General features: G+C 42.3%; 10 protein-coding genes and 2 tRNA genes. 7 read left to right on the forward strand and 5 right to left on the reverse strand.

Annotated features, from left to right (window positions below; all coding sequences use genetic code 11):
- Window positions 1-339: 339 nt before the first annotated feature.
- A complete protein-coding gene (locus H171_RS03010; RefSeq protein WP_100303825.1) occupies window positions 340-792 on the forward strand; it encodes a GNAT family N-acetyltransferase in 453 nt (150 codons plus the stop codon).
- Between the two features lie 224 nt (window positions 793-1016).
- Here the strand turns inward: H171_RS03010 and H171_RS03015 are convergent.
- From H171_RS03015 to H171_RS03025, 3 genes are all read right to left on the reverse strand, one after another.
- Window positions 1017-1089, reverse strand: a tRNA-Val gene (locus H171_RS03015).
- A 65-nt stretch (window positions 1090-1154) separates the two neighbouring features.
- Window positions 1155-1793, reverse strand: coding sequence for a CatA-like O-acetyltransferase (locus H171_RS03020; protein ID WP_100303826.1), 639 nt, complete (start codon window positions 1791-1793; stop codon window positions 1155-1157).
- Window positions 1794-1935: 142 nt separating this feature from the next.
- A tRNA-Pro gene (locus H171_RS03025) sits at window positions 1936-2009 on the reverse strand.
- A gap of 129 nt (window positions 2010-2138) precedes the next feature.
- Here H171_RS03025 and H171_RS03030 point away from each other — a divergent pair.
- The 3 genes from H171_RS03030 to H171_RS03040 are packed head-to-tail and all read left to right on the forward strand — an operon-like array spanning window position 2139 to window position 6150.
- Window positions 2139-2930, forward strand: a complete 792-nt coding sequence (locus H171_RS03030) for a Cof-type HAD-IIB family hydrolase (protein WP_186802598.1) — start codon at window positions 2139-2141, stop codon at window positions 2928-2930.
- A gap of 2 nt (window positions 2931-2932) precedes the next feature.
- Window positions 2933-4366, forward strand: a complete 1434-nt coding sequence (gene lpdA, locus H171_RS03035) for a dihydrolipoyl dehydrogenase (RefSeq protein WP_100303827.1) — start codon at window positions 2933-2935, stop codon at window positions 4364-4366.
- On the forward strand, window positions 4363-6150 hold the full coding sequence (locus H171_RS03040) for an aminopeptidase P family protein (protein WP_100303828.1): 1788 nt from the start codon (window positions 4363-4365) through the stop codon (window positions 6148-6150). Before lpdA ends, H171_RS03040 begins: the two co-directional genes overlap by 4 nt.
- Window positions 6151-6176: 26 nt before the next feature.
- On the opposite strand, the gene H171_RS03045 is transcribed toward H171_RS03040, so the two are convergent.
- A complete protein-coding gene (locus H171_RS03045) occupies window positions 6177-6515 on the reverse strand; it encodes a helix-turn-helix transcriptional regulator (protein ID WP_100307402.1) in 339 nt (112 codons plus the stop codon).
- A gap of 174 nt (window positions 6516-6689) precedes the next feature.
- Here H171_RS03045 and H171_RS03050 point away from each other — a divergent pair, with 174 nt between their 5' ends.
- A complete protein-coding gene (locus tag H171_RS03050) occupies window positions 6690-7574 on the forward strand; it encodes a GGDEF domain-containing protein (RefSeq protein ID WP_100303829.1) in 885 nt (294 codons plus the stop codon).
- 98 nt (window positions 7575-7672) lie between these two features.
- On the opposite strand, the gene H171_RS03055 is transcribed toward H171_RS03050, so the two are convergent.
- The gene (locus H171_RS03055; RefSeq protein WP_100303830.1) at window positions 7673-8254 is read right to left on the reverse strand and encodes a prolyl-tRNA synthetase associated domain-containing protein; all 582 of its coding nucleotides are present in this window, start codon (window positions 8252-8254) and stop codon (window positions 7673-7675) included.
- Between the two features lie 722 nt (window positions 8255-8976).
- Between H171_RS03055 and rlmD the strand changes: the two genes are divergently transcribed.
- A complete protein-coding gene (rlmD, locus tag H171_RS24850) occupies window positions 8977-10680 on the forward strand; it encodes a 23S rRNA (uracil(1939)-C(5))-methyltransferase RlmD (RefSeq protein WP_408645656.1) in 1704 nt (567 codons plus the stop codon).
- A gap of 693 nt (window positions 10681-11373) precedes the next feature.
- Window positions 11374-12234, forward strand: a complete 861-nt coding sequence (locus tag H171_RS03070) for an alpha/beta hydrolase (protein ID WP_100303831.1) — start codon at window positions 11374-11376, stop codon at window positions 12232-12234.
- Window positions 12235-12503 lie beyond the last annotated feature (269 nt).

Raw genomic sequence — 12503 nt, forward strand, 5'->3', positions numbered from 1 at the left:
TTAATTGCCCGCTTGTCTGTCAATGCTCTTTTTTAATTCGATTCATGTTACAAAATCATAAATTACACCATCAATAATATCACATAGTTATAAGTCTAATCGTGACGTTAACCTTAGAATTTATATTTGGTAAAGGTATAGGGTAAAAACATGCGTTCAATAGATGGAAGAAGCTATCTTTTTTTACATGCTATTTACCTATTTAAACGTAAAATTGCGCATACCCTTTAATACTGCTTAATCATTCTAAGAAAGGCAAGTGAAAATTTGTATTATGAAACCATATGATGTATAATTACACGAAATAATTATTGTGTATTTAGTTAAGGGGGAAAATATATGTTTGAGTTCAAAGATTTTGATTATTTAACCGATGGAGAAATTGATTTAAAGATTGAAGAAAAAGTACCATCTAATGAGGAAAAGGGCTATGTACCTGCATATAGATACAAAATTACATCACATAAATCAGACGATGGCATAGGTGCTATTGACATTCGGATCGGCAACAATGAAAACTTGTACTACGGGGGGCATATTGGCTATATGATTAAAGAAAGTTACCGAGGAAATAGTTATGCTTCAAAAGCGTGTAAAATCATCAAAAATGTAGCGATTGCACATGGGATGAACAGACTTATTATAACATGCAATCCAGACAACCTGCCATCACGAAAAACTTGCGAAAAGGCAGGGCTCAAACTTAAAGAAATAGTCAATATACCACCATATAATGAGATGTACGAAAGCGGAGAGCGACAAAAGTGTATCTATGAATGGATTTTAGGATAGCTACTTTTTAAATTCATTGTATATTTTAAATTAAGGGAACTTTTTAATAAGTTCCCTTAAAAAAAATAAATTATCAGCACATGTAGAAAAGAATCTTTAAACTAGTCCCTTAAGGGGCATATTTTTATGCAAGAGAGGCTGGAAGGCGTCTTTATGAGCAGCATTGAAAAAATAAAACCCTAGTATTTACAATGAAATCTTGTATTTACCAGGGTATAAAATAATGGAGACAACAGGGCTCGAACCTGCGACCCTTTACACGTCAAGCAAATGCTCTCCCAGCTGAGCTATGTCTCCATAGGAGCATTGTAACTGAAAATCTGAAAAAAGGCAAGCGAAATTCTTTCATAAATTTGAAGATTTTACAGCAGCCAATCCAGATGATCACACCTGCTTTGAAGCTCCATAAAAAACTTTGATATATGGTATCCATCCATGAGGGCATGATTAGCCAGGATTGATACCGGTATCTTTAAATTTCCCTCTGACTTAAAATACTTCCCCCAGGTAATACGGGGATTGCTGTCTGCAGGAATCGGAACCGGTTGAATGATAGATGTATAGCTCACCCATGGAATGCTGGAAAAGTAAAAGAGCTGATCCTCGTCTTCCCCGTCTGAAAGAGACTGGGACTGTCTGGCCTTTTCCTGCCGCTGCTTCCCATCCTTTAGATAGGCGTCAAAGGGCAGCCGGTCGTCTGCGGTACAGTAACAATAGTTTTCACCTTCTAAGGCCAGAGTATAGGAAGGAATGCAATGATCATATTCGATTATTCCATCTCCATGAATGCGACGGCGGAATTCCGGGATAGCGTTGGCTGTCTGAGCGGACGCGTAAAGGAAAGTCAAATAAAAGGGCAGTTCCTTTTCTTTAATAGAGCCCATAAAATATGTAATGTCCAAATTTACGGTCATACCAACATATGGGTAAGCGAAATTGCGGAAAAGGTTAAATTGATCTTTTCGCAGATAATGTTCCATGTCAAGATATTGATAACTCATAAAACACACCTCCTGATTTTATAAACCAATTGCGGCATAGAGCCTTAGGGAAAGGCGCAGGTAATATGCGCAATCATATACAAAAAAATACCGGAAACCTTATGATAATAAGGAATACCGGCACTCTTAAGTATATTGTCAATCGGAGTAACAGGATTTGAACCTGCGACCTCTCGGCCCCCAGCCGAGCGCGCTACCAAGCTACGCCATACTCCGTTTTCTTGACACATATGGTATTATAGCAGAAAGTTTCCGATTGGTAAAGTATATTTCTTGAAAAATTTTCAAATTTAATATATTATGGTAAGGAGACGATTATTTAGGAAGAAAAACAGGTGAAGATAGATGAAGCCAATTGTAAGCTTTGATGTAGATATGACACTGCTGGACCATAAAGACTGGACAATTCCTGCCAGTGCTTTGGAAACCATAGAAAAATTGAGAGAGAACTATACCATCGTACTGGCAACAGGCAGAGATATGGATTCCGTTTTCAGCACCGCCATCCGGGATGAGGTAAAACCGGATGCGATCATCCATCTCAATGGGACGAAGGTAACTGTGGGAGATAAGGTCATTTATGAACATACTTTTGATAAGGTTCTGCTGAGAAATATTCTGGCCTATGCGGAGAAAACTCCTTACAGCGTTGGAACTACAGTTGGGGAATGGGATTATTATGTTAATCCCGAGGTGGTAAAAAGGCATGATGCAACACTTTGGGGAGAATGCGGAAGAAGATTTGAAGATCCAGGAAAGCTTGTGGAGCTTGAAGTGAGGACCATGGCCTATATTGGAGATGAGGCTGGAGCAAAAGCAATGGAGGAGGAATTTCCGGAAATCCATGTACATATGTTTGCTGATAAACGGGGAGCAGATGTGGTGGAACGGAAGGCTTCAAAAGCCATGGGCCTGATGAGGCTCTGCGAATATTATAAAATACCTCTTACAGATACAATAGCCTTTGGAGACAGCATGAATGACTATGATATCATTAAAATAGCAGGCAAGGGAATTGCCATGGGCAACGCCATGACTGAATTAAAGAAAGCAGCCGATTACGTCACGGATCCTATTGATCAAGAGGGAATTAAAAATGCCTGCCTCCATTTTGGAATGATCCGGCAGGAGGATTAAAAATGGCAGAACATTACGATATACTTGTGATTGGCGGCGGGCCAGGCGGATATACCGCTGCTTTAAAAGCCGCCGGTCTGGGACTTAAGACCGCCATTGTGGAGAAGGAAAGACTGGGGGGAACCTGTATTAACAAAGGCTGTATTCCTACAAAGGCCTTACTTCATGCCTCCAGTATTTTTGAAGCTCTTCAAAACAGCGATGAATTCGGGGTATCCACAGATTTTATTTCTTTTGATTTTAAAAAGATGCAGAATTACAAAAAACGTTCTGTTAAAGCGTACCGCAAGGAAGTGGAGGAGCTTGTGAAAGCAGCTGGAATAGCCATTATTTGCGGGACAGCAACCATACGCCGGGGACGGACTATAGAGGTGAACGGCCTGGAAGGCAAGGATTATTATGAGGCAGATCATATCATCATTGCCACCGGAGCAAAACCGGTGATGCTAAAGATTCCGGGAGCGGACCTTTCCGGGGTGTTGACCAGTGACCGCCTGTTAGCTTCTGACACTTGGAATTACGACCGCCTCACGATCATTGGAGGCGGGGTGATCGGAGTGGAATTTGCCACCATTTTCAGCGCCCTCTGTTCCCATGTGACTATATTGGAGAGCAAAGCCCATTTATTAGGGCCTATGGATTCTGAAGTCTCCCAGGCTCTGGAAGAGGAGCTTAAAAGAAAAGGAATCGCGATCCATTGCAGAGCTGATGTTAAGGAAATACGGGAGGAACCCAATCAGGGACTGACTTGTATCTTTGAAGTGAATGGAGAGGAACAAACCATCCGTTCCGGTCAGATCCTCATGGCAGCAGGACGGGCTCCTTATCTGGATGGACTGATGGGACCGGATGTGAAACTTGAAATGGAAAATGGTCATCTGAAAGTAGATTCAGAATTCAGAACCAGTGAGCCGGGGATTTATGCCATCGGCGATGTGGCGGCTGACATCAAGCTTGCCCATGTGGCGGCCGCACAGGGAACCTATGTAATAGAAAAGATTGCAGGAGTTGAGCATACCACCCGGCTTTCTGTGGTGCCTAACGGTATGTTTGTCAAGCTTCCTGTGGTACCTAGCTGCATTTACACGGAACCGGAAATCGCCTCCGTAGGGCTCACCAAGGAGGCGGCTATCGCCTGCAGCATGAAGGTAAAATGCGGACGCTACTCCATGAGCGGTAACGGAAAATCCATTATAGCCAGGGAGCAGAATGGGTTTATCCATCTGGTATTTGAAGAATATTCCGGTGCTCTCGTGGGAGCCCAGATCGTATGCCCCAGGGCAACCGATATGATCAGCGAGATGGCGACAGCTATTGCGAACGGCTTGACAGCTGAACAGCTTATGCTTGCCATGCGCGCCCATCCTACCTACAGCGAAGGAATTGGGGCAGCTATAGAAAATTATTATGAAACCAAAGGAGAGATAAAGCGATGATTCAGGAAAGACTGGAACAGTTAAGAAAACTGATGGCAGAGCACCATATGGATGCTTACATGATTCCAACCTCGGATTTTCATGAGTCCGAGTATGTGGGAGAATATTTTAAATGCAGAGAATTTATAACCGGATTCAGCGGATCAGCTGGTACGGCTGTAATTACGAAGGATGAAGCCGGTTTATGGACCGATGGCCGTTATTTTGTACAAGCAGGCAAGCAGCTTGAGGGAACCGGAATCACCCTGCAGAAAATGGGACAGCCTGGAGTTCCTGAGATTGGGGAATATCTGGATCAGGTACTTCCGGAAGGCGGCTGTCTGGGATTTGACGGACGGGTGGTAAACTGCCAACTGGGGCAGGACTTAGAAAAGCTTCTGGTGGAAAAACATGTGACACTGGCTTATCAGGAGGACCTGGTGGATGTTTTATGGAAAGAACGTCCGAAACAGTCTGCAGAACCGGTATGGATCCTTGAGGAAAAGTACAGCGGAAAATCTTCTGCACGGAAAATACAAGAATTAAGAAGCCAGATGAAGAAAGAAAAGGCAACCATCCATATCCTTACATCTCTGGATGACATTGCATGGCTTTTAAACATCCGCGGAAATGATGTAGAATGCAATCCGGTAGTTCTTTCCTATGCAATGATAACCCTGGACCGTTTCTATCTTTTCATCAATGAAAAGGTGTTAAAGGATGAAGTGAAAGCTTACTTTAAGGATCTTTCCGTAACAATATGCCCTTACAATGACATTTACACAGCAGTTTCACAGTTAAGAGATCAGAAGGTTCTTGTAGAAACGGGTAAGACTAATTATGCCATTGTTAAAAATCTTGACGGCTCCAACCGCATCATTGATAAAATGAACCCTACCGCCCTTTCAAAAGCCATGAAGAATCCGGTGGAAGTGGAAAATATGAGAAAAGCTCACATCAAGGATGGCGTAGCTATGGTAAAATTCATCTACTGGCTGAAGCAGAATGTGGGAAAAGAAATGATTACAGAGGTCAGCGCCCAGGAGCATCTGGATCATCTGCGTTCCGAACAGGAAGGGAATCTGGGGCTGAGCTTTGATACGATTTCCGCCTATGGTGCCAATGCGGCGATGTGCCATTATAAGGCCACAGCGGAAAGTGATGTGAAGATAGAGCCCAGAGGACTTTATCTGGTGGATTCAGGCGGACAGTATTATGAAGGAACGACTGATGTAACCAGAACCATAGCGGTAGGGCCGCTGACAGAGAAAGAGAGAGAGCATTTTACTCTTACTGTCATCAGTATGCTGCGCCTGGGAGCGGTAAAATTCCTTTACGGATGCCGGGGTCTGACCCTGGATTATGTTGCAAGAGAGCCATTCTGGAGCCGCGGCATTAATTTTGACCATGGGACCGGTCATGGAGTAGGATATCTGCTTAATGTTCATGAGCGCCCCAATGGAATCCGGTGGCGTATGGTACCGGAGCGACAGGATAACAGTGTTCTGGAGGAAGGAATGATTACTTCCGATGAGCCTGGAGTATATATTGAGGGAAGCCACGGCGTCCGTACAGAGAATCTGATAGTTAGTAAGAAAGCGGAAAAGAATGAGTATGGGCAATTTATGGAGTTTGAATTCCTGACCATGGTTCCCATTGATCTGGAAGCCATTGATCAAGGCATTATGACCGAACATGATGTGCAGCTGTTAAATGATTATCACAAAGCCGTTTACGAAGCCCTTTCCCCGTATGTTACAGGAGAGGAAGCATTGTGGCTGAAAGAGAATACAAGAACTATTTAGAATATATAGCTAGGCAGAACCGTAGATTACGGTTCTGCCTGTTTTTGATTGTCCGCGTTTGCTTTAAGCCGCAATAATATGGGAAAAACCGCTTCCAGATCTTCTTTGCTTAAGTTTCTCATCAACGCGGCGGCTTCCCTTAAAAGAGGCTGATCTTTTCTTTCCGTTTTAAAAAATTCTATGGGAGTAATTTCAAGATAATCGCAGATTTCAAAAAATTGTTTCATAGATGGCATGGAACGTCCTGAAGAAATTCCCTGGATATAGCTCTTATTTTTTCCCAAATCCAGGCTCATTTGATATTCTGAGATATTTTTTTTCAAGCGAAGCTCCGTGATTCGATTCCTGACAAACTGTTCATCCAACATTATCACCTCTAGGTTAATCATAAAGGATATTCTGTGCAGATGCTACGTATTATATGCGTAATAATGGCAGAAAAACAGGTTGCATATACGGATGAAAAGCGTTATCATATACCATATACGAATGGAAAAGAAGCGGGATAAAGGATTCCAGCAGGTACAGGGGGAAGGATCATGGCAGGTAATTCAGGTAGGCGGTTCGAAAGGTGGAATTCGGTGAACGAGCATGAGTTCTTCCGTTATGATGAGACGGAGCAATTGTACAGAAACATAAACTTATTTAAAGATACGGTTTTATTTGAGTATTCTTATGTAGATGAGAGACTATATCTGTCACCAAACGCAAAAGGACAGATAGATATGTTGAATTTTGAACGTATTCTTATTAAGCATAGAAGCAATGCCCCCCAAGTTGGTGAGATCCGCTCGTTTGAATTTTGTCTGGGAAAATCGGGGGAACCATATCACTGGTGCAGTTGCAAACTAACTGCTCAATGGGAGGATCAGACAGAAAGCCCGGTCAAGCTTATTGGAAAGCTTCAGGATATTACCGGATTGAAGGCGAGGGAAGAGCAGCTGTTGCTCCAGTCCTTAAAGGATGGACTCACCGGTTTATACAATAAAATGGCCTTTAAATACCGGGTAGAAGAAAAATTAAAGTCCGGCGGATCAGGCTGGCTCTGCATGATCGATATAGATAATTTCAAGGAAATCAATGACTGCTTCGGCCATCTGGCCGGCGACCGTATCTTGATGCAGGTAGGCGGAATGCTCTGTGATATTTATCCTGATCCGGATCTGGTGGGAAGGGCAGGCGGAGATGAGTTTGTAGTTTTCACAACAAAAGATAACGTCCAGGAAAGAGCGGACGATCTGTTGGACAGAGTAGAAAAGATCGTACCGGAGGAAAAGTGGTCCATTTCTGTCAGTATTGGAATTGCTCCCAGCACCGGAAAGCGCGGAGAGGATTATCAAAAGCTATTTTCCAAAGCAGACCAGGCCATGTATCAAGCAAAACAGGCTGGAAAAAACCGGATTGCTTTTTTTTATGATGGTTGATGATTGATGGTTCAGGGATTATGATGGTGGATTATATAGAATGGAACGGTAAAATGGGGCAGGAGATGTTTATCCTGTCCCATTTTATTTTTGATTTGTTATTCCTGCTCGGTGGGTAAATCTACCAGAGTGTATTCACATTGGATTGCTGGGAGAAACTTGTCCAGAAGATCCTCGGTTTTAAACTTTAGGCTGGAAGTATTGATGCAGGGATGGCAGCCAAAGAATTCTTGAGATAGCACTTCCTTGTCAATCAGCAGCCTGACACGGCGGTTTTTATCGTTCATAAGACCAAAGACTGAAACAGAACCGGGGGTTATGTCAAGGAATTCTTCCATGAATTCCGGTTCTGCAAAAGAGAGTCTGGCGGAACCTATTTGTTTAGAGAGGGCAGCCGTGCGGAATTTCTTTCCGCCGGGCAGCAGCAGGAGATAGAAATCAGTTTTCTGGGCATTGCGTAGAAATAAGTTTTTGCAGATTTCTATTTTTAACAGCGCATCAACCTCACGGCAGGCTTCTATGGTAGGAAGCGGGGAGTGATCCACCCGTTGATAGGATATATTCAATTTATCCAGTAGGTCATAGGTGCGGATTTCCTTGGGAAGACGCTCTGTTTGATTTTGGGGACGCCCGTTATAAAGGGTTTCATCCAGGTAAAAGGTATCGTTTGTATGAACCATGAGTTGCACTTCCTTTTGTCTTTTTATGATTTATTATATATGAGAGGGGAAATAATTCAAGTATTTCTTGAATGAATGGAAGTATTTAGTGGTTTTGGCGGTGGAGATGTATTATAATAGGTGTGAATAAAAATGGAAGTTTAAGGCCCGGCGGAAAGGTAGGATTGGAAATGTTTTTTGAGGAGGCCGGGATTTTATTGTGTAAAGGGATTAAAATAGAAATGGATTAAAGATATGAAAGAGTTTAATAATAGGAAGAGTTTAAAGAAAGGTTAATTTAAAAATAGGAAGGGTAGATTGCATAAATGATAGATAATAGGTTGAAGAAAGAGAAATTCAGAAGTGATAGAATGATTAAAGGCAGTGATAATAGGAAGTTAGAGGGGAAAAAGGGGAAGGAAGGCGGCTGGAACGGTAGTAAGAACGATAGTAAGAATGGCAGTAAGGGCGGTAGTAGTGTCGGTGGCAGGGGCGACAGTAAAAAAGATAGTAGGGGCGATAGTAGGTACGGTAGCAGGGGCGGTAGTAGCATCGGTGGCAGGAGCGACAGTAAAAACGATAGTAGGGCCGATAGTAGGAACGGTAGTAGTTATGGTAACAGCATCAGCAGCCGGAACGGTAGTAAGAACGATAGTAGGGATAGCGGTAGGAACAACAATAGCAATGACAGCAGGAACTACAGTAAGACCGATAGTAGGGCCGGTAGTAGGGGCGGTAACAGCATCGGCAGCAGAAGCGGCAGAAAGGCGGATAGTGGGGCCGGTGGTAGGAGCAACAACAGCATTGACAGTAAGGCCGATAGTAGGAACGGTGGTAGGGGTAGCAACAGCATTGACAGCAGAAGCGGCAGAAAGGCCGATAGTTGGAACGGCGGTAGGAACAGCAACAACTTCGACAACAGGAACGGCAACAACTTCGACAACAGGAACGGCAACAATGCGGGCGGCAGGAGTGGCAGTAAGACCGATAGCAGGAACAACGGTAGGAACGGCAATAGTTCCGGCAGCAGGAACAGCGATAGGAATGGCTATAGCACCGACAGCAGGAATAGCGGTAGGAATGATTATAGCGCTGACATCAGGAACAGAGGCAGGAATGGCTATGGCATTGTTGACAGCAGGGACAGTGGTAGGAATGGCTATAGCTCTGACAGCAGGAACAGCAGCAGGAACGGCAATAGTGCCGACAGTAGGAACAACAGCAGGAATGACAGTAGTTTTGGCAGTAAGAAAGGGCATAGTGGAGATATGCCTAATAGGACAAGCGGAAGAGAAAAAAAATCCTTATCCAAATGTCCGGTATCCCATAAATGCGGAGGTTGTCAACTTTTGGACATGCCTTATGAAAAACAATTGGAACAGAAACAGAAATATCTGGAAAAATTGCTGAAGCCATATTGCCATGTGGCACCGATTATTGGTATGGAGAATCCTTATCATTATCGCAATAAGGTTCATGCAGTATTTGACCATGACAAAAAAGGCAATCCGTTCTCTGGCGTATATGAGGCGAACTCACATAGAGTTGTTCCTGTAGAAAACTGTATGATCGAGGATCAGAAGGCGGATGAGATTATCGGGACTATTAGAGGTATGTTGAAATCCTTTAAAATACGTACCTATGATGAGGATACCGGGTATGGATTATTGCGCCACGTACTGATACGAAGGGGATTTACCACAGGAGAGGTCATGGTTGTTCTGGTAACTGCCTCACCGATTTTTCCTTCAAAGAATAATTTTGTGAAGGCGCTGAGGGAGAAGCATCCGGAGATCACTACAATAATTCAGAATGTTAATGGTAGGGAAACAAGCATGGTACTGGGAGATAAGGAACATGTGCTGTATGGGAAAGGATACATTGAGGACATTCTGTGTGGCTGCCGCTTCCATATTTCTTCTAAATCTTTTTATCAGGTAAATCCGGTGCAGACGGAGATTCTCTATAATAAGGCCATTGAGGCCGCAGGGCTTACTGGCAAGGAGCGGGTAGTTGATGCTTATTGCGGGATTGGTACCATAGGTATTGTTGCCAGCAAGTATGCAAAGGAAGTTATTGGGGTTGAGCTAAACCGGGATGCTGTTAGGGATGCAGTGGAAAATGCCAAGATCAACGGTATTAAGAATGTCAAGTTCTTCTGTAATGATGCGGGGAAATTTATGGTGAGTATGGCGGAAGATGGAGAGCATGTTGATGTAGTGTTTATGGATCCGCCTAGGAGTGGGAGCACGGAGGAATTTATTGATTCCATGGCGAAAATGAAACCGGAAAGGGTTGTTTATGTGTCTTGCGGGCCGGAGACGCTGGCAAGAGATTTGGAGTATTTTAGAAAGAAAGGGTATGAGGCGAAAATAGGATGGGGGGTGGATTTGTTTCCGGCGACGGAGCATTGTGAGATTTGTGTCGAGATTTGTCGCACAAAATAACAAACAATAATGTACGCTATAGCCTACTAAGGAATTGATATTACTTGAAAATAGTGGTTTGAATTTCTGCTTATGCCGAAAAAGATTTACGTCTTAAACAGATGTAATCAAAGCAAATGCATAGAATATATCGAAGAAGTATTGACTCCCAGAATTTTTACAGAATGTTCTGGGAGTCTGTTTTTTAAGTTTTCATTATTTTATGAAAATATGTGTATGACCTCTGCACACACATATTAACGTAACTGAGGAGTTTGGCAAGGATGATGGGAATATTTCTGTTGGAAAAATAGAGAAAAAAGCAGAAGTTGACGTACCCAATGCAGTAGAGGAATTAAAACAGCCGAGGAAATATCTAACAGCGGGGAACTTAAAGTAATCAAAGATGCTTTTATATTTGTACTGTGGAGAAAATTCGAAATAGCACATTCTCTTTTAATCTTGGCTCATTCTTATTTCTCAATGATTTTTGAGGTAACTGATTGCATCTACCAGGTGGTATGATTTTCTTATCTAAAATATGCGAAGAAAACCTGTGGTAAAATAGGTTACTTAAAAGGTTGGAATAGAAAATAAATTAATTAACATCAATTAGAGATAAAGTTGATCACATCGGCAATGTAGACCGTTATATGATATATCGCGAAAAGCCGGGGTAATCCGAGTCGCAGATTAAAATGGGAGGATAATATCATGGGATTAAAAGATATAAAACTTTGGAAAAAAAATGTTCCTGATGCAGACTTAATTTCTACTATTGGGGACTTGAATAACGAAGGATTACCTACCCTAACCCCTTATTTATTAAAAGGGGAGAAAACCCGCCCTGCAATTATTGTTTGCCCGGGCGGATCATTTCAAATTAGAGCGTCTAATGAAGGAAAACCAATTGCAAAATGGCTAAATCAAATAGGAATAAATGCTTTTGTTTTAAATTATCGGGTTGCTCCTTTTACTCCATTTACGTCAACCAAAGATGCAGTACGAGCGGTTAGGTATATTCGGTATCATGCTCTAGAATTTAATATTGATCCGGAACGGATCGGCATGATAGGATTTTCAGCTGGCGGTTATCTCACCGCTTTTGTAGGAACTCGTTTTGATAATGGAATTACAGAACCAGATAGCCGAAATGCGCAAATTATGTCGATGCTTTTGGGAGAACCAGATTTTAACGATCCGATTGATCAAACGAGTTCTAAACTTCATGCGATCATTTTATGTTATGCTGAGACATCCCCATTTTCTAAGGAAAAATTGCCGCCAGATTCTCTATTAACAAAAGATATTACAGTGGATGAATTTATAGACTTTACTTCAAATCATAAATATGTTACAGCGAAGACACCACCGACTTTTCTATGGATTACAGCGACCGATCACTGGAATTTTCAGCGCCAAAACTTACTTTTTGCTCGAGCGCTCAATGAGCTAAATCTACCATTTGATTTACATATATTCTCACAAGGTCCCCATGGTTTAGGATTAGGTGAGGATGAACCTACAGTAGCAATCTGGCCAAAACTTTGTGAAAATTGGCTTCAAGGATTATAGTATTCCGTTTATAAATTTTAAACTCGGAATGGTTAGTTCAAACAACAGAAATAGTATCACGGTGAGTCATTGGAGAATTAAGCGTGGGGGAATATGGAGTATCTTAATAGACTTTTGCTTTATATTTGTTTTATTAGTACCATATATTGCCCCCCATGTATAGAACAGAAAAAACCAGAAAAACACCTTGACGGGATATGTGTTTTCGCTTATTATAAAGGAAATATAGTATTTTTAAACTAGGAAAGGTAATAACAAATATGAACTCG

Origin of the sequence: [Clostridium] celerecrescens 18A (assembly GCF_002797975.1) — a bacterium.
Classification (GTDB): domain Bacteria; phylum Bacillota; class Clostridia; order Lachnospirales; family Lachnospiraceae; genus Lacrimispora; species Lacrimispora celerecrescens.

What these genes read in the sequence shown, in the direction of transcription:
- H171_RS03010 (WP_100303825.1), top strand. Translation starts at nt 340, where the DNA reads ATGTTTGAGTTCAAAGATTTTGATTATTTAACCGATGGAGAAATTGAT.
- H171_RS03020 (WP_100303826.1), bottom strand. Translation starts at nt 1,793, where the DNA reads ATGAGTTATCAATATCTTGACATGGAACATTATCTGCGAAAAGATCAA.
- H171_RS03030 (WP_186802598.1), top strand. Translation starts at nt 2,139, where the DNA reads ATGAAGCCAATTGTAAGCTTTGATGTAGATATGACACTGCTGGACCAT.
- lpdA (WP_100303827.1), top strand. Translation starts at nt 2,933, where the DNA reads ATGGCAGAACATTACGATATACTTGTGATTGGCGGCGGGCCAGGCGGA.
- H171_RS03040 (WP_100303828.1), top strand. Translation starts at nt 4,363, where the DNA reads ATGATTCAGGAAAGACTGGAACAGTTAAGAAAACTGATGGCAGAGCAC.
- H171_RS03050 (WP_100303829.1), top strand. Translation starts at nt 6,690, where the DNA reads ATGGCAGGTAATTCAGGTAGGCGGTTCGAAAGGTGGAATTCGGTGAAC.
- H171_RS03055 (WP_100303830.1), bottom strand. Translation starts at nt 8,254, where the DNA reads ATGGTTCATACAAACGATACCTTTTACCTGGATGAAACCCTTTATAAC.
- H171_RS03070 (WP_100303831.1), top strand. Translation starts at nt 11,374, where the DNA reads ATGGGATTAAAAGATATAAAACTTTGGAAAAAAAATGTTCCTGATGCA.